Origin of the sequence: Pseudomonas putida (assembly GCF_025905425.1) — a bacterium.
In the GTDB taxonomy this organism is placed as follows: domain Bacteria; phylum Pseudomonadota; class Gammaproteobacteria; order Pseudomonadales; family Pseudomonadaceae; genus Aquipseudomonas; species Aquipseudomonas putida_AF.
Genome location: NZ_CP109603.1, coordinates 4,825,600 through 4,841,761, shown reverse-complemented (window position 1 = coordinate 4,841,761; position 16,162 = coordinate 4,825,600). Strand labels below are relative to the sequence as shown.

General features: G+C 63.7%; 16 protein-coding genes. 9 read left to right on the top strand and 7 right to left on the bottom strand.

Annotation, left to right across the window (positions count from 1 at the left end):
* From bioF to OGV19_RS21860, 7 genes are all read left to right on the top strand, one after another.
* The gene (bioF, locus tag OGV19_RS21890) at positions 1-1,173 is read left to right on the top strand and encodes an 8-amino-7-oxononanoate synthase (RefSeq protein WP_264310602.1); all 1,173 of its coding nucleotides are present in this window, start codon (positions 1-3) and stop codon (positions 1,171-1,173) included.
* The gene (locus OGV19_RS21885) at positions 1,166-1,897 is read left to right on the top strand and encodes an alpha/beta fold hydrolase (protein ID WP_264310601.1); all 732 of its coding nucleotides are present in this window, start codon (positions 1,166-1,168) and stop codon (positions 1,895-1,897) included. Before bioF ends, OGV19_RS21885 begins: the two co-directional genes overlap by 8 nt.
* Entirely contained in the window at positions 1,890-2,708 is an 819-nt protein-coding gene (gene bioC, locus OGV19_RS21880; protein WP_264310600.1) for a malonyl-ACP O-methyltransferase BioC, read from the top strand. The genes OGV19_RS21885 and bioC overlap by 8 nt, the downstream gene beginning before the upstream one ends.
* A gap of 10 nt (positions 2,709-2,718) precedes the next feature.
* Complete coding sequence (gene bioD / locus OGV19_RS21875) at positions 2,719-3,399, top strand: dethiobiotin synthase (protein ID WP_264310599.1); 681 nt, start codon at positions 2,719-2,721, stop codon at positions 3,397-3,399.
* Between the two features lie 112 nt (positions 3,400-3,511).
* The gene (locus tag OGV19_RS21870) at positions 3,512-3,808 is read left to right on the top strand and encodes a pyrroloquinoline quinone biosynthesis protein PqqE (protein ID WP_264310598.1); all 297 of its coding nucleotides are present in this window, start codon (positions 3,512-3,514) and stop codon (positions 3,806-3,808) included.
* 311 nt (positions 3,809-4,119) lie between these two features.
* Positions 4,120-5,925: a phenylacyl-CoA dehydrogenase gene (locus OGV19_RS21865; RefSeq protein ID WP_264310597.1), complete on the top strand. Its 1,806-nt coding sequence runs from the start codon at positions 4,120-4,122 to the stop codon at positions 5,923-5,925.
* A 201-nt stretch (positions 5,926-6,126) separates the two neighbouring features.
* Positions 6,127-7,905: an acyl-CoA dehydrogenase C-terminal domain-containing protein gene (locus OGV19_RS21860; protein ID WP_264310596.1), complete on the top strand. Its 1,779-nt coding sequence runs from the start codon at positions 6,127-6,129 to the stop codon at positions 7,903-7,905.
* Between the two features lie 320 nt (positions 7,906-8,225).
* Here OGV19_RS21860 and OGV19_RS21855 read toward each other — a convergent pair whose 3' ends face one another.
* The gene (locus OGV19_RS21855) at positions 8,226-9,149 is read right to left on the bottom strand and encodes a LysR family transcriptional regulator (protein ID WP_264310595.1); all 924 of its coding nucleotides are present in this window, start codon (positions 9,147-9,149) and stop codon (positions 8,226-8,228) included.
* A 210-nt stretch (positions 9,150-9,359) separates the two neighbouring features.
* On the opposite strand from OGV19_RS21855, the gene OGV19_RS21850 reads away from it, so the two are divergent.
* The gene (locus OGV19_RS21850; RefSeq protein WP_264310594.1) at positions 9,360-10,640 is read left to right on the top strand and encodes an aspartate aminotransferase family protein; all 1,281 of its coding nucleotides are present in this window, start codon (positions 9,360-9,362) and stop codon (positions 10,638-10,640) included.
* Between the two features lie 151 nt (positions 10,641-10,791).
* Positions 10,792-10,950, top strand: coding sequence for a YqaE/Pmp3 family membrane protein (locus OGV19_RS21845; protein ID WP_033727371.1), 159 nt, complete (start codon positions 10,792-10,794; stop codon positions 10,948-10,950).
* Positions 10,951-10,983: 33 nt separating this feature from the next.
* Here the strand turns inward: OGV19_RS21845 and OGV19_RS21840 are convergent, their stop codons facing one another.
* From OGV19_RS21840 to pqqA, 6 genes are all read right to left on the bottom strand, one after another.
* Entirely contained in the window at positions 10,984-12,807 is a 1,824-nt protein-coding gene (locus OGV19_RS21840) for a S9 family peptidase (RefSeq protein WP_264310593.1), read from the bottom strand.
* Positions 12,773-13,933 (bottom strand): pyrroloquinoline quinone biosynthesis protein PqqE, encoded by a 1,161-nt coding sequence (gene pqqE / locus OGV19_RS21835; protein ID WP_264310592.1) that lies wholly within the window; start codon positions 13,931-13,933, stop codon positions 12,773-12,775. The genes OGV19_RS21840 and pqqE overlap by 35 nt, the downstream gene beginning before the upstream one ends.
* Positions 13,905-14,180 carry a pyrroloquinoline quinone biosynthesis peptide chaperone PqqD gene (gene pqqD, locus OGV19_RS21830; RefSeq protein ID WP_264310591.1) on the bottom strand — a complete coding sequence of 92 codons (276 nt, stop codon included), beginning with the start codon at positions 14,178-14,180 and terminating at the stop codon, positions 13,905-13,907. The genes pqqE and pqqD overlap by 29 nt, the downstream gene beginning before the upstream one ends.
* Entirely contained in the window at positions 14,177-14,932 is a 756-nt protein-coding gene (gene pqqC / locus OGV19_RS21825) for a pyrroloquinoline-quinone synthase PqqC (protein ID WP_264310590.1), read from the bottom strand. The genes pqqD and pqqC overlap by 4 nt, the downstream gene beginning before the upstream one ends.
* 9 nt (positions 14,933-14,941) lie before the next feature.
* Positions 14,942-15,853, bottom strand: a complete 912-nt coding sequence (gene pqqB / locus OGV19_RS21820) for a pyrroloquinoline quinone biosynthesis protein PqqB (RefSeq protein ID WP_264310589.1) — start codon at positions 15,851-15,853, stop codon at positions 14,942-14,944.
* 78 nt (positions 15,854-15,931) lie between these two features.
* Positions 15,932-16,003, bottom strand: coding sequence for a pyrroloquinoline quinone precursor peptide PqqA (pqqA, locus tag OGV19_RS21815; protein ID WP_003243383.1), 72 nt, complete (start codon positions 16,001-16,003; stop codon positions 15,932-15,934).
* Between the last annotated feature and the right edge of the window lie 159 nt (positions 16,004-16,162).

Sequence of the window (16,162 nt, the reverse complement as noted above, 5' to 3'; positions counted from 1 at the left end):
ATGGCCTTTGACCTGGCAGCGCGCCTGGCCGAACGGCGCGCTGCAGACCTGTATCGGCAACGGCCATTGCTGGAAAGCCCCCAGGGGCCGGAAGTGGTGGTCGATGGCCGGCCGCTGTTGGCGTTCTGCAGCAATGATTACCTTGGCCTTGCCAATCATCCCGACGTGATCGCGGCCTGGCAGGCTGGCGCCGAGCGCTGGGGTGTCGGCGGTGGCGCATCGCACCTGGTGGTCGGCCACAGCACGCCGCACCATCAGGTCGAGGAGGCGTTGGCGGAACTCACCGGGCGCCCGCGTGCATTGCTGTTCTCCACCGGCTACATGGCCAACCTGGGCGCCATCACCGCGCTGGTGGGGCAGGGCGACACGGTGTTGCAGGATCGCCTTAACCACGCCTCCCTGCTCGATGGCGGGCTGCTCAGTGGCGCCCGTTTCAACCGCTACCTGCACAACGACCCGGTCAGCCTGGGCAGCCGCCTGGACAAGGCCGTCGGCAATACCCTGGTGGTGACTGACGGCGTGTTCAGCATGGATGGCGACCTTGCCGATTTGCCGGCCCTGGCCAAGGTCGCCCGTGCCCGCGGCGCCTGGTTGATGGTCGATGATGCCCATGGGCTGGGCACCTTGGGCGCCCAAGGTGGCGGCATCGTCGAGCACTTTGGCCTGGGCGTCGATGACGTGCCGGTGCTGATCGGCACCCTGGGTAAAGCCTGCGGCACCGCAGGCGCCTTCGTTGCCGGCAGCGAGGAACTGATCGAGGCGCTGGTGCAGTTCGCACGCCCTTACATCTACACCACCAGCCAGCCGCCGGCGTTGGCCTGTGCCACGCTCAAGAGCCTGGAGCTGTTGCGCCGCGAAACCTGGCGCCGCGAGCACCTGGCCGCGTTGATCCGCCAGTTCCGCCAGGGCGCGCAGCAGATCGGCCTTGAGTTGATGGACAGCCCGACGCCGATCCAGCCGATCATGATCGGTGACAGCGCGCAGGCACTGCGCCTGTCGCAGATGCTGCGCGAGCGTGGCTTGCTGGTGACGGCGATTCGCCCGCCCACCGTGCCCGCCGGCAGCGCCCGTCTGCGGGTGACGCTGAGCGCCGCGCACAGTGAAGCGCAGGTGCAGCTATTGTTGAATGCATTGGCCGAGTGTTATCCACAACTGGAGGCCGCCGATGCGTAACAGACTGATCCTTCTGCCCGGATGGGGGCTGGGTACTGCGGCGCTGGAGCCGTTGGCGGCCAGCCTGCGCGCTCAGGATGCCCGCCTGCAGGTCGAACTGATGCCTCTGCCGGAGCTGGCCGATGCTGATGTTCAAGCCTGGGTCGATCACCTCGATCGCAAGCTGCCCACCGACACCTGGTTGGGCGGTTGGTCGCTCGGCGGGATGCTGGCCAGCGCGTTGGCAAGCCAGCGCGGCGATCACTGCTGTGGCTTGCTGACCCTGGCCAGCAACCCCAGCTTCGTGGCGCGACCGGACTGGCCCCACGGCATGGCCGAAGACACCTTTGGCACGTTTCTGGACGGTTGCCGCAGCCACACCCAGGTGACGCTCAAGCGCTTTCGCACCCTGTGCAGCGACGGCGCGCTGCAGCCGCGTACATTGCTGCGTCAGCTTGGCGTCGGGGTGCCAGACACCGACCCGCTGTACCTTGCCAGTGGATTGCAGGTGCTGGCGCAACTGGACACCCGCGCTGCGCTGCAACACTACGCTGGGCCGCAATTGCACCTGTTCGCCGGCAGTGATGCGCTGGTACCGGCGGAGGCCGCCAAGGCCCTGAGCGAACTGTTGCCGGACGTGGAAGTCGGCCTGGTCGAAGAGAGTTCCCACGCATTCCTGCTGGAGTACCCACAGGAGCTGGCGGCGGGCATCAAGAGTTTCCTGCATGAGAGTGGCGATGACTGACCTTTCCCGTCCGACCCTGCCCGGCGCGCTGCCGGACAAGCGCCAGGTAGCGGCCTCGTTTTCCCGCGCGGCGGCCAGTTACGACAGTGTCGCGGCCTTGCAGCGTGATGTCGGCATGAGCCTGCTGGGCCAGCTGCCGGAGGGCCTGGCACCGTCGCGCTGGCTGGACCTGGGCAGCGGCACCGGGCACTTCAGCCGGGTGTTGGCCGAGCGCTTCGCGCAGGCCAGTGGCGTGGCAGTGGACATCGCCGAAGGCATGCTGCGCCATGCCCGCACTGAACAGCGCGGCGCGCAGTACCACGTGGCCGGCGATGCCGAACGCTTGCCGCTGCGCGACGCCTGCGTCGATCTGGTGTTCTCCAGCCTTGCGGTGCAGTGGTGCGGGCAGTTCGCCAGCGTCCTGGACGAGGCGCGCCGGGTGTTGCGCCCGGGCGGTGTGCTGGCCTTCAGCAGCCTGTGCGTCGGCACTCTCGATGAGCTGCGTGCCAGTTGGCAGGCCGTGGATGGCCTGGTGCATGTCAACCGCTTCCGCCGTTTCGACGATTACCAACGCCTGTGCGCGGGCAGTGGCTTGGAGCAGGTGACGCTGCAGCAGCGCGCGCACGTGCTGCACTACCCCGATGTGCGCAGCCTGACCCACGAGTTGAAGGCCCTGGGCGCGCACAATATCAACCCGGGCCGCCCCTCGGGGCTCACCGGCCGTGCCCGCATGCAGGGTTTGTTGCAGGCATATGAGGCATTTCGCCAGCCCCAGGGGCTGCCCGCCACTTACCAAGTGGTCTATGGTGTGTTGCGCAAGCCACAGGCGTAAGGGGAGTCAGATGAGCCAGGCCTACTTCATTGCCGGTACCGATACCGACGTCGGCAAGACCACCATTGCCGCCGGCCTGCTGCATGCGGCGCGATTGCAGGGCATGAGCACATTGGGCGCCAAGCCGGTGGCGTCAGGTTGCACGGTAACGCCAAAGGGGCTGCGCAACAGCGATGCGCAGGCGCTGATCGATGAAAGCACCATCAAATTGCCGTACGAACAGGTCAACCCGTTCGCCTTCGAGCCTGCGATTGCGCCGCATGTCGCCGCACGCGAGGCGGGCGTCACGCTGGGTGTGCCCGAGCTGCTGGCGGCGATGCGTAACGTACTGCAGCAAAACGCCGACTTCACGTTGATCGAAGGCGCCGGTGGCTGGCGTGTGCCGCTGTCGGGCCAGGCCAACCTGTCCGACCTGGCCATTGCCCTGCAACTGCCGGTAATCCTGGTGGTTGGGGTGCGCCTGGGCTGTATCAGCCATGCCTTGCTCAGCGCCGAAGCGATTGCCCGCGATGGGCTGCAACTGGCGGGCTGGGTGGCGAACATTATCGAGCCGCGCACGTCGCGCCTCGAAGAGAACCTGGCCAGCCTCGCTGAGCGGTTGCCGGCGCCTTGCCTGGGGCGGGTACCGAAGTTGAAGTTGGCGAGTGCCGATATGGTGGCTGAGCATTTGCAGCTGGATTTGCTGGACTAACCGGCGCTGTCTATTGACTGGCACTGTGCTATTAACGATTTTTACGGGCCTTTTCTGCCGTCGGCTGCTTTAATTAGGCCTGTTCGTCATCCAGCGTCAATGGAGTCCTGACATGGAAATCACCGGTAGCTCCGCCTACTACGCGGGCCTGAGCGCAATCCACACCGGCCAGAACCGCGTCGATCAAGCCGCCAGCCAGATCGCCAACAACACCGCCGAGCGCACCGCCACCAGCCAGTCGAGCGACTTTCAGGCAGAACGCCTGCGCGCTGTCGATCGCAGCCAGCAGATGGACCTGGCGACCAGTACCGTGCAATTGGCACTGGGCAAACATGAAGTCGAGCTTGGTGCGAAGGTGGTCAAGGCATCCGACGAAATGCTCGGCCGGTTCATCGACACCTACGCCTGATTCCAGGCTTCTCGCCTAACGCACCCGTCCAACCTTATGGGAGCGGGCTTGCCCGCGAATGCGTCTGCCCAGACACTTCTGTTATTTGGGCAGGCCTATTCGCGGGCGAGCCCGCTCCCACAGGTGTTTTTGTCGACTTGAAAAGCAGGGTGGCGTAAACGCCATTTTTCGTGGCGCAAATGGCACTATCGTCCCTCCTTGACATCCGGCCGTGCTAAACGTAAGTTTCAAACAACTGTTTGATCGAAGGCCGCCAAGCGCTTCTCGGTAGTACCGATCACCCCCCGAACTCATCACAGAGGTTCATCGCAATGCCTGACTACAAAGCCCCCTTGCGTGATATCCGTTTCGTTCGCGACGAACTGCTCGGCTACGAAGCGCATTATCAGAGCCTGCCGGGTTGCCAGGACGCCACGCCCGACATGGTCGACGCGATCCTCGAAGAAGGCGCGAAATTCTGTGAGCAGGTATTGGCCCCGCTGAACCGTGTTGGCGATCAGGAAGGCTGCACCTGGAGCGAGTCGGGTGTGAAGACGCCGACCGGTTTCAAGGCAGCTTACGAGCAGTTCGTCGAGGGTGGCTGGCCGAGCCTGGCCCATGATGTGGCCCACGGCGGCCAAGGCCTGCCAGAGTCGCTGGGCCTGGCCCTGAGCGAGATGGTCGGTGAGTCGAACTGGTCGTGGGGCATGTACCCTGGCTTGTCCCATGGCGCCATGAACACCATCTCCGAGCACGGCACGCCCGAGCAGCAAGAGACCTACCTGACCAAGCTGGTCTCCGGTGAGTGGACCGGCACCATGTGCCTGACCGAGCCGCACTGCGGCACCGACCTGGGCATGCTGCGCACCAAGGCTGAGCCGCAGGCTGACGGTTCGTACAAGGTGTCTGGCACCAAGATCTTCATTTCTGCTGGCGAGCACGACATGGCCGACAACATCGTCCATATCGTCCTGGCCCGCCTGCCCGATGCACCGGCCGGCACCAAAGGCATCTCGCTGTTCATCGTGCCCAAGTTCCTGCCCAACGCCGAAGGCGCTGCCGGTGAGCGCAACGCGGTGACCTGCGGCTCGATCGAGCACAAGATGGGCATCCACGGTAACGCCACCTGCGTGATGAACTTCGACGGTGCTACCGGCTACCTGATCGGCCCGGCCAACAAAGGCCTGAACTGCATGTTCACCTTCATGAACACCGCTCGCCTGGGCACCGCGCTGCAGGGCCTGGCCCACGCCGAAGTGGCCTTCCAGGGTGGCCTGAAGTACGCCCGTGAGCGCCTGCAGATGCGTTCGCTGACCGGCCCTAAAGCGCCTGAAAAGGCTGCCGACCCGATCATCGTCCACCCAGACGTGCGCCGCATGCTGCTGACCATGAAGGCCTTCGCCGAAGGCAACCGCGCCATGGTCTACTTCACTGCCAAGCAGGTGGACATCGTCAAGTACAGCCAGGACGAGGAAGAGCGCAAAAAAGCCGACGCCCTGCTGGCCTTCATGACCCCGATCGCCAAAGCCTTCATGACCGAAGTCGGCTTCGAAGCCGCCAACCACGGCGTGCAGATCTACGGTGGCCATGGCTTCATCGCCGAGTGGGGCATGGAGCAGAACGTGCGCGACAGCCGTATTTCCATGCTGTACGAAGGCACTACCGGCATCCAGGCCCTCGACCTGCTCGGCCGCAAGGTACTGATGACCCAAGGCGAAGCGCTGAAGGGCTTTACCAAGATCGTGCACAAGTTCTGCCAGGCGCAGGAAGGCAACGCTGCGGTCAAAGAGTTCGTCGAGCCTTTGGCGGCCATCAACAAGGAATGGGGCGAGCTGACCATGAAGGTCGGTATGGCTGCCATGAAAGACCGCGAAGAAGTGGGTGCCGCTTCTGTCGATTACCTGATGTATTCCGGTTACGCCTGCCTGGCCTACTTCTGGGCTGACATCGCCCGCCTGGCGGCCGAGAAGCTGGCTGCCGGTACCGCAGAAGAGGCGTTCTACACCGCCAAGCTGCAGACCGCGCGCTTCTACTTCCAGCGCATCCTGCCGCGTACCCGTACCCACGTGGCGACGATGCTGTCGGGTGCTGGGAACCTGATGGCAATGGATGAAGAGCACTTCGGTCTTTCTTACTGATCCACCGCTTGCCCAAAAACCCGCCTGCCTTCATCGGCAGGCGGGTTTTTGCATTTTTGGGCGCCTTGTAGTGCGTGACTGTAAATGACTATGCGGTCTAGTGATGACCCTATGTCTCGTAAAAGTTGTTCGGTTACACTGCCAACAACCCAGTGTCGCGGTTCTCCGAGACCGCCCCGACCCTACTAGCGAGAGGTTGTCATGGCCGACTATAAAGCGCCCCTGCGCGACATGCGCTTCGTTTTGAATGAAGTCTTCAACGTGACCGAGCAATGGGCGCAGTTGCCCGCGCTGGCCGAAGTGGTCGATGCCGAGACCGCCCTGGCCGTGCTGGAAGAGGCCGGCAAGGTGACCGCCAGAACCATCGCCCCGCTCAGCCGCGCTGCCGACGAAGAAGGCTGCCACTGGGACAGCGGCGCGGTGCGCACGCCGGCCGGCTTTATCGAGGCCTACAACACCTACGCAGACGGCGGCTGGGTGGGCGTTGGCGGTGACCCGCTGTTCGGTGGCATGGGTATGCCCAAGGTCATCTCGGCCCAGGTCGAAGAAATGGTCAACGCGTCGAGCCTGGCCTTCGGCCTGTACCCGATGCTGACCGCTGGCGCTTGCCTGTCGATCAATGCCCACGCCAGTGAAGCGCTCAAGGCAAAGTACCTGCCCAACATGTACGCCGGTGTGTGGGCCGGCTCCATGTGCCTGACCGAGCCCCATGCCGGTACCGACCTGGGCATCATCCGCACCAAAGCAGAACCCCAGGCCGACGGCAGCTACAAGGTCAGTGGCACCAAGATCTTCATCACCGGTGGCGAACACGACCTGACCGAGAACATCATCCACCTGGTGCTGGCCAAGCTGCCTGACGCGCCAGCCGGGCCTAAAGGCATTTCGTTGTTCCTGGTGCCTAAGTTCCTGGTCAATGACGACGGCAGCCTGGGCGCGCGTAACCCGGCCACCTGTGGCTCGATCGAACACAAGATGGGCATCCAGGCTTCGGCCACCTGTGTGATGAACTTCGACGAAGCGGTCGGGTACATCGTCGGTGAGCCCAACAAGGGCCTGGCGGCCATGTTCACCATGATGAACTACGAGCGCCTGGGTGTAGGCATCCAGGGCCTGGCCTCGGCCGAACGTTCCTACCAGAACGCCGTGGAATACGCCCGCGACCGCCTGCAGAGCCGTGCCCCGACCGGCCCGCACGCCAAGGACAAGGCCGCCGACCCGATCATCGTCCACCCCGACGTGCGCCGCATGCTGTTGACCATGAAAGGCTTGATCGAAGGTGGCCGCGCCTTCTCAAGCTACGTGGCGATGCAGCTCGACAGTGCCAAGTACAGCGAAGACGCGACCACGCGCAAGCGCAGCGAAGAGCTGGTGGCGCTGTTGACCCCGGTGGCCAAGGCCTTCCTCACCGACCTTGGCCTGGAGTGCACCGTGCATGGTCAGCAGGTGTTCGGTGGGCATGGCTACATTCGCGAATGGGGGCAGGAGCAATTGGTGCGTGATGTGCGCATCACGCAGATCTACGAAGGCACCAACGGCATCCAGGCCCTCGACCTGGTGGGGCGCAAGGTGGTTGCCAGTGGTGGTGCGTACTACAGGCTGTTCTCGGACGAAATCCGTGGGTTTATCGCCAGTGCTGGCAGTGACCTGGACGAGTTCGCCAAGCCGCTGGGCGCTTACCTCGACCAACTGGACGGGCTGACCGAGTGGGTACTGGAGCAGGCCAAGGGCAACCCCAATGAAATTGGCGCAGCCTCGGTCGAGTACCTGCATGCCTTTGGTTACGTTGCCTATGGCTACATGTGGGCGTTGATGGCGCGGGCTGCCAAGGCCGGCGAGGGTGATGAAGCATTCTATTCGGGCAAGCTGGGGACGGCGCGGTTCTACTTCGCGCGCCTGCTGCCGCGGGTGCAGTCGTTGGTGGCGTCGGTGAAGGCGGGGAGTGAGTCGTTGTACCTGCTGGACGCTGAGCAGTTCTGAGGACGCCGGGGCCGCGTTGCGGCCCTTTCGCGGCGCAAGGCCGCTCCCACAGGGACAGCACCGCCCCCATTGCCTGTATGACTAGCAATGAGTCGTCTTTGTAAGCTTTCTCCTACACGACGTGGTGACTTTTCACCACTGTTCTCAGATTGGATCCACGTGTAATCTTTACCACATGGACGTTGCGCAGGAAGCGCAAAGGACAGATCAAGGATGACGACGAAGGACCACCTGCCAGGATGGCGGGGCGATACGGATGTCACAGGGAAACAGTCTGGGAAACCCCGCTTCGGCGGGGTTTTCTTTGTGCGCGTGTTTTGTCAGCCGAGCACATCCAGCGGCGAGCCCCCCAGCTGGCGCGCGTCTGTCTCTTCTTCCAGCAACGTACGCAGCAGCTCGACCGACGCTTGCTGGCGCTGCGCATCGCGGAACACCAGGCCAACCTTGAGCGGTACTCGCGGCTCGCTCAGCGGCTTCCACAGCAGACCCTGGTCATCCTCGGCCGCATCCTTGGCCCGACCCGGCAGAATGGTGGCCAGCGCCGTGTGCGCCAGGCTGTCGAGAATCCCCGCCATGTTATTCATCTCTGCCTGAACCTGTGGCCGACGGCCCTGGCTGGCCAGTTGCGCCTGCCAGATCTGGCGAATCTGGAACTCCTCGCCCAGCATCAGCATGGGCAGCTCGGCGGCCTGGCGGATCGATACCTTCTTGAAATCCTTCAAGGGGTGGGTATCGGGGATGACCAGCTGCAGTTCATCTTCGTACAACAGCAGGCCATGCAGGCCAGGTTGGCGCGGCGGCAGGTAGCTGATGCCGATGTCCAGGCTGCCATTGAGCAGGCGCCGTTCGATTTCCAGCCCCGACAATTCGTAGATCTGCACGACGAGATGCGGCTGCGCCCTGCGCAAGCGTTCGAGCAACTGCGGCACCAGGCTGGGCCGCACGGTCTGCAGCACGCCGATGGCCAAGGTGCGCAGGGACTGGCCCTTGAAGTTGCGCATGGCCTCATGGGCCCGCTGCAGGCCATCGAGTAGCGGCAGGGCATGGTTGTACAGGGTGTGGGCGGCCAAGGTCGGCAGCAGGCGCTTGTTGCTACGTTCGAACAGGCTCAGGTCGAGGCTGTGTTCCAGTTGGCGGATCTGCTGGGAAAGCGCCGGTTGGGACAGTGACAGACGCTCGGCGGCGCGGCCCACATGGCCTTCTTCGTACACCGCGACGAAATAACGCAGTTGGCGGAAATCCATAAGTAACACTTATCGAAAATGCTGGAAAAACGGAATGGTCGAAAACCTTCGCGAAGCCTAGTCTATCGCCGTATTCCAGTGGGTTACAGCGGTTAATCAGCCGATTGTTACCTGGAATGAAAAACACTTTTGATAGGCAAGGCTGAATATCAAGTGCTGGCATCAAGACCGCACGTTGGCCGCCCTTTACCGTGATTGGTTGGAGCCCTGATGAACCTGTTCAACCTGCGCCGCTCGGCTACTGCCGCCGTCGCCGAGGCCGAGCGTGCGCCGGTGATCGTGGCGGATGCGCCGCAGTTGTCCCGTGAGCGCCTGATGCCGAGTACCGAACGTGCTTCGCAGGTTTTCGTGCGCGGCCAGGGGTCGTGGTTGTGGGACAGCGAGGGCCATGCCTTCCTTGACTTCACCCAGGGGGGCGCGGTGAACAGCCTGGGCCACAGCCCCAGCGTGCTGGTCAAGGCGCTGGGTAGCCAGGCCCAGGCGCTGATCAATCCGGGTGCGGGTTACCACAGCCGTGCCCTGCTGGCCCTGGTCGAGCGCCTCTGCCAAAGCACCGGCAGCGACCAGGCCTACCTGCTCAACAGCGGCGCCGAAGCCTGCGAAGGGGCAATCAAGCTGGCGCGCAAATGGGGCCAACTGCACCGCAACGGCGCCTATCACATCATCACCGCCAGCCAGGCTTGTCATGGCCGCAGCCTGGGCGCGCTGTCGGCCTCCGACCCGCTGCCGTGCAATCGCTGCGAGCCCGGCCTGCCGGGCTTCAGCAAGGTGCCGTTCAATGACCTGGCGGCGCTGCATGCCGAAGTAGATTCACGCACCGTGGCGATCATGCTTGAGCCGATCCAGGGCGAGGCGGGGGTTATTCCGGCCACGCAGGCATACCTCAAAGGGGTCGAGAAGCTGTGCCGCGAGCTGGGCATCTTGCTGATTCTGGATGAAGTGCAGACCGGTATCGGCCGTTGTGGCGCATTGCTTGCCGAGCAGACCTACGGTGTGCGTGCCGACATCATCACCCTGGGCAAGGGCCTGGGCGGTGGTGTGCCGCTGGCCGCCTTGCTGGCCCGTGGCAGCGCTTGCTGCGCCGAGCCCGGTGAGCTGGAAGGCAGCCACCATGGCAACGCGCTGATGAGCGCGGCAGGCCTGGCCGTGCTGGACACCGTGCTGGAGCCTGGTTTCTTCGAGCAGGTGCAGGACAACGGCCGCCACCTGCGCGAAGGCCTTAGCCGCTTGGCTGGGCGTTATGGCCAAGGCGAGGTCCGTGGCCAAGGGTTGCTATGGGCCTTGCAATTGCAAGAGCGCGTTGCCCAGGACTTGGTAAAGGCAGCCTTGCACGAAGGCCTGCTGCTTAACGCACCGCAGGCCGATGTGGTGCGCTTCTCGCCGGCGCTGACCGTGAGCAAGGGCAACATCGACGAAATGCTCCTGCGCCTGGCCCGCGCCTTTGCCCGCCTGCATGCACAGCAGCAGGCCCGCCGCGAAATGCCGGCGTAACCGAATTCAACGAACCGTCTGGCGTTCCTGCGCATCGCCCCTGGCCTGTTTCATTTGGTCAGGGGCGTTTTTTTTGCCTGGCATTGGGGGCGTGTGGAACCTCTACGATGCGCGGCTAGTCTCTGTTGAAACCCCTTCAGGAGAGACTTGCATGGACTTCATTCGCATCATCATCGCCATCTTGCTGCCGCCGCTTGGGGTATTTCTGCAGGTGGGGTTCGCCGGGGCGTTCTGGCTGAATATCCTGCTGACGCTATTGGGGTACATTCCGGGGATCGTGCACGCGGTGTATATCATCGCCAAGCGCTGACAACATCGGGGCCGCAACGCGGCCCCCTTGGCTTTACTGCCCCAACACCCGGCAATAGAACTTCCATTCTTCTTCCAACGCATGCGCCAGGTTCTGGGCCTTGCGGAACCCGTGCCGCTCCCCCGCATAGAAGTGCCCTTGCGCATCGATGCCATTTGCCTTGAGTGCATCGAGCATCAGGCGTGTCTGTTCCGGCACCACCACCGCATCCAGCTCACCCTGGAAGAAAACCACCGGCACCTTGATCTGCGCTGCATGCAGCAGTGGCGTGCGGGCGCGATAGCGTTCGGCGTCCTGTAGCGGGTCGCCGATCAACCAGTCCAGGTAATCCCCTTCGAACTTGTGCGTGGCGCGGCCCAGGGCGATGGGGTCACTGACGCCGTAAAGGCTGGCCCCAGCCCGGAACACGTCATGGAATGCCAGGGCACACAGCGTGGTGTATCCCCCTGCGCTGCCGCCCCGAATAAAGGCTTTGCTCGGGTCGATCAGCCCCTGATCCGCCAGGTGCGCGACAACCGCGCAGGCATCCTCGACATCGCTCTCGCCCCAACGCAGGTGCAGTGCCTGGCGATAGTCGCGCCCATAGCCTGTGCTACCCCGGTAGTTGAGGTCAGCGACGGCGAAGCCTCGTTGGGTCCAGTACTGGATGCGTGGGTCGAGTACCGGGTAGCACGCCGAGGTCGGCCCGCCATGGATAAACACCACCAGGGGGGCGGACGCGCCAACGTTCATGGCCGGGTAGAAGAAACCATGGGCGATGCCGTTGCCGCTGGCGTAGCGGATAGCGTGCGGCTGGCTGATGGATTCGGCGGGTAGCACCTCGGCACCACCGGCCAGCACCCGTACCTCATGATTGCTACGGTCGATGGCAATGACTGCCGGTGGGCTGATGGGTGATGCGGCGATGGCATAGAGCTGCTCAGCATCCATGGCCAGGCTGCGAAAGCGCGTGTAGGCGCTGGCGAAGCGCTCTACCGGTTGGTCGGCGGTGCGCAGCCCCAACTGGGCAAAACCGTCCACGAACCAGCTGGCCACATAGCGTTGCGGCCCCAGGGCCAGCCAGGTGCAGGTGCCAAGTTGCCAGGGTGCGGCAGCGTGGTCGGCGGCTTCGGCGGGCAGGGCTTGCCAGTGCCCGTCGATTTCGGCCCAGGGTTGCCAGAAGCCGTTGCGATCCGACAGGCAATACACATGGCCGTCTTCGTCGAAGCGCGGTTGCTGCAAGGACTCTTCCACGCCTGCCAGGCAACGCGCAGCCCCCCAAGCGCCGCTGCTGTCACGCTCGCGAAGCATCAGGCGAGTGTGTGTCCAAGGCTGCGCCGGGCGGTCCCATTCGACCCAGGCCAGGCGCTGACCGTCGTGGCTCAAGGTGGGTGATGCGTAGAAGTCGGCACCTTCTGCCAGCACCTGGCGGGCGCCTTCGCCCAGGGCGATGAGGCGATGCTCCACGGTTTGCCCATGACATTCTTCGACCGCCAGCACCTGGCCGTCATGCCATTGCACATCGCCGTAGCGGCAGTCGTCGGCCTGGGTAAGCGGGCGCGGCATCTCGCCATCCAGCCCTTGGGTGTAAACCTGTTGATCCTTTTCGTTGACGAAGACCACCCCGTCACCGCCGATACAGAAGCTGCCGCCCCCGTATTCGTACACCCGGCTGCGCACGCTGAAGCCATCCGGTGTCAGGCACTGGGCCTGGTGCTGGTGCCAGTGCCAGATTCGGCAAGCACCGTCGGCTGGGCGAAACTCGTTCCAGAACAACCCGGTCGGGTCGACCTTGAGCTCGGCGAAGTCGGTGCCTGCGGCGACTGCCTGGGCCGCGCTGAAATCAGCCGCGGGCGATGACACGGGAGTTTCGTTCATTGCGGAAGGTCATCTGTTCAATGGCGAGTTGGGCGGTTTCTGCCTCCTCGCGGGCCTTGAGGATGATGCCGTGGTCAGCCGATTTTGCGCACACCGGGTCGGCGTTGCTGGCATCGCCAGTGAGCATGAACGCCTGGCAACGGCAGCCGCCGAAGTCCTTTTCTTTCTCGTCGCAGGAGCGGCAAGGCTCAGGCATCCATTGGTAACCGCGGAAGCGGTTGAAACCGAACGAGTCGTACCAGATGTGGTGCAGGTCGTGGTCACGCACGTTGGGGAACTGCACCGGCAGCTGGCGGGCGCCGTGGCAGGGCAGGGCGGTGCCGTCCGGGGTGATGGTCAGGAACAGGTTGCCCCAGCCATTCATGCAGGCCTTTGGGCGCTCTTCGTAGTAGTCCGGGGTGACGAAGATCAGCTTGCAGGGGTTGCCTTCGGCCTTGAGCTTGTCGCGGTACTCGTTGGTGATGCGCTCGGCCCGCTCCAGCTGCGCCTGGGTCGGCAGCAGGCCCAAGCGGTTGAGGTGCGCCCAGCCATAGAACTGGCAGGTGGCGAGCTCGACGAAGTCGGCTTCGAGCGCGATGCACAGCTCGATGATGCGGTCGGTCTTGTCGATGTTGTGCCGATGGGTAACGAAGTTGAGCACCATCGGGTAGCCGTGGGCCTTTACGGCACGGGCCATCTCCAGCTTCTGCGCGAAGGCCTTCTTCGAGCCGGCCAGCAGGTTGTTCACCTGCTCGTCGCTGGCCTGGAAGCTGATCTGGATGTGGTCCAGGCCAGCTTTTTTGAACTCGGCGATGCGGGCTTCGGTGAGGCCGATGCCGGAGGTGATCAGGTTGGTGTAGTAGCCCAGCCGACGGGCCTCGCCGATCAGTTCGGCGAGGTCCTGGCGCACCAGCGGTTCGCCACCGGAAAAGCCGATTTGTGCGGCGCCCATTTCGCGCGCTTCGGCCATCACCTTGAACCACTGCGCGGTGCTCAGCTCCTTGCCCTGCTCCGCAAAATCCAGCGGGTTAGAGCAATACGGGCATTGCAGCGGGCAACGGTAGGTCAGCTCGGCCAACAGCCACAACGGCAAGCCGACCTCGGGCGTGGCCGGCAACTCAGGTGAGGACGATCCAGTGTTCGCCACGGGCCACCTCCATGAACTGCTCAATGTCGTCGGCAACTTCCGGTACATCGGGGAACTGCCGCGCAAGTTCGGCAATGATCGCCGCGACGTCGCGCTGGCCATCGATCAGGCCGCCGATCAGCGCGGCGCTTTCGTTGAGCTTGATCATGCCTTCGGGGTACAGCAACACATGGCCTTTCTGGGCCGGCTCGTACTGGAAGCGGTAGCCGGGGCGCCAGTTCGGCACCTGCTTGCGATCGAAACTCATAGGGCGATCCCCTTGTGCCAGACCCGTTCCTGGGTGACCGAATGATAAGGCGGGCGGTTCAGCTCGTAGGCCATGCTCATGGCATCGAGCATGCTCCAGAGGATATCCAGCTTGAACTGCAGGATCTCCAGCATACGCTCCTGGCCCGCGCGGGTGGTGTAGTGCTGCAAGGTGATCGCCAGCCCGTGCTCGACATCACGCCGGGCCTGGCCCAGGCGAGTGCGGAAGTATTCGTAGCCGGCGGGGTCGATCCAGGGGTAGTGCTGTGGCCAGCTGTCCAGCCGCGACTGGTGGATCTGCGGGGCGAACAGCTCGGTCAGCGAGCTGCTGGCCGCCTCTTGCCAGCTGGCGCGGCGGGCGAAGTTGACGTAGGCATCGACCGCAAAACGCACGCCGGGCAGCACCAGCTCCTGGGAGCGCAGTTGATCGGGGTCCAGGCCCACGGCCTGGCCAAGGCGCAGCCAGGCTTCGATGCCACCGTCTTCGCCAGGTGCACCATCATGGTCGAGCAGGCGCTGGATCCACTCGCGGCGTACTTCGCGGTCCGGGCAGTTGGCCAGGATCGCGGCATCCTTCATCGGGATGTTGACCTGGTAGTAGAAGCGGTTGGCTACCCAGCCCTGGATTTGCTCGCGGGTGGCGCGGCCCTGGTACATCGCCACGTGATACGGGTGATGAATGTGGTAGTAGGCGCCTTTGGCGCGCAGGGCCTGCTCGAATTCGGCAGGGGACATCGGCAATGGGTCGCTCATCAGGCCTCCTTAAAGCTCGATGCTCATGCCATCGAAGGCGACTTCAACGCCCCGACGCTGGACCTCGGCCCGCTCTGGCGAATCTTCATCGAGGATCGGGTTGGTGTTGTTGATGTGGATAAGTACCTTGCGCTGGCGCGGGAAGCCATCGAGCACTTCGAGCATGCCGCCTGGGCCGTTCTGCGCCAGGTGGCCCATTTCGCGACCGGTACGGGTGCCGACACCACGGCGCTGCATTTCATCGTCTTCCCAGAGGGTGCCATCGACCAGCAGGCAATCAGCGCCGTGCATCATGGTCAGCAGCTTGTCGTCGACCTGGCCCAGGCCTGGGGCGTAGAACAGTTTGCCGCCGGTAGCGGTGTCCTCGACCAGCAAGCCCAGGTTGTCGCCCGGGTGTGGGTCGAAGCGGTGCGGCGAATAGGGCGGTGCGGCGCTGCGCAGCGGGAAGGGCGTGAATCTGAGGTTGGGGCAGGCGTCGATGACGAAGCTGCCTTCCAGCTCGATGCGGTTCCATTGCAGGCCACCGTTCCAGTGGCTGAGCATGGTGAACAGCGGAAAGCCGGTGGTCAGGTCTTGGTGGACCATGTCGGTGCACCAGACCTGATGCGGGCAGCCTTCGCGCAGGCTGAGCAGGCCGGTGGTGTGGTCGATCTGGCTGTCGAGCAGGACGATGGCATTGATGCCGGTATCGCGCAGGGCGCGGGCCGGCTGCATCGGCGCGAAGGCCTGGAGCTGGGCGCGGATGTCGGGCGAGGCATTGCACAGGATCCAGTGCTCGCCGTCGTCAGACAGTGCGATGGACGACTGGGTGCGCGCCGTGGCCCGCAGGCTGCCGTCGCGGTAGCCCTTGCAGTTGACGCAGTTGCAGTTCCACTGGGGGAAGCCGCCGCCAGCGGCAGAACCGAGAATCTGGATGTACATGGCCACTCTCTACCGGAAAACCGTATTCGAAAAACACAAACGCCCCGGCGGGCCGAGGCGTCGAACCGTAAGCAGGGCTTAGCGGTTGGCGAAGTACATGGTGACTTCGAAGCCGATACGCAGATCAGTGTATGCAGGTTTGGTCCACATGGGATGACTCCTTCCGAACAGGGTTGGGTTGGTCAGTTACTTGATTGGGTACCGCCGTGCGGCGGAGGTTCCCTTGACTGAGATTGCGCTATCTTACAAGAAAAACTTGTACCGAAAGGTTAATTATTCGAAAAGTGCCCTTGCAGTTCACGTAACAAT

Excerpts from the sequence above, each read along its gene's own strand:
- bioF (WP_264310602.1), top strand. The coding sequence starts at position 1 with ATGGCCTTTGACCTGGCAGCGCGCCTGGCCGAACGGCGCGCTGCAGAC.
- OGV19_RS21885 (WP_264310601.1), top strand. The coding sequence starts at position 1,166 with ATGCGTAACAGACTGATCCTTCTGCCCGGATGGGGGCTGGGTACTGCG.
- bioC (WP_264310600.1), top strand. The coding sequence starts at position 1,890 with ATGACTGACCTTTCCCGTCCGACCCTGCCCGGCGCGCTGCCGGACAAG.
- bioD (WP_264310599.1), top strand. The coding sequence starts at position 2,719 with ATGAGCCAGGCCTACTTCATTGCCGGTACCGATACCGACGTCGGCAAG.
- OGV19_RS21870 (WP_264310598.1), top strand. The coding sequence starts at position 3,512 with ATGGAAATCACCGGTAGCTCCGCCTACTACGCGGGCCTGAGCGCAATC.
- OGV19_RS21865 (WP_264310597.1), top strand. The coding sequence starts at position 4,120 with ATGCCTGACTACAAAGCCCCCTTGCGTGATATCCGTTTCGTTCGCGAC.
- OGV19_RS21860 (WP_264310596.1), top strand. The coding sequence starts at position 6,127 with ATGGCCGACTATAAAGCGCCCCTGCGCGACATGCGCTTCGTTTTGAAT.
- OGV19_RS21855 (WP_264310595.1), bottom strand. The coding sequence starts at position 9,149 with ATGGATTTCCGCCAACTGCGTTATTTCGTCGCGGTGTACGAAGAAGGC.
- OGV19_RS21850 (WP_264310594.1), top strand. The coding sequence starts at position 9,360 with ATGAACCTGTTCAACCTGCGCCGCTCGGCTACTGCCGCCGTCGCCGAG.
- OGV19_RS21845 (WP_033727371.1), top strand. The coding sequence starts at position 10,792 with ATGGACTTCATTCGCATCATCATCGCCATCTTGCTGCCGCCGCTTGGG.
- OGV19_RS21840 (WP_264310593.1), bottom strand. The coding sequence starts at position 12,807 with ATGAACGAAACTCCCGTGTCATCGCCCGCGGCTGATTTCAGCGCGGCC.
- pqqD (WP_264310591.1), bottom strand. The coding sequence starts at position 14,180 with ATGAGTTTCGATCGCAAGCAGGTGCCGAACTGGCGCCCCGGCTACCGC.
- pqqC (WP_264310590.1), bottom strand. The coding sequence starts at position 14,932 with ATGAGCGACCCATTGCCGATGTCCCCTGCCGAATTCGAGCAGGCCCTG.
- pqqB (WP_264310589.1), bottom strand. The coding sequence starts at position 15,853 with ATGTACATCCAGATTCTCGGTTCTGCCGCTGGCGGCGGCTTCCCCCAG.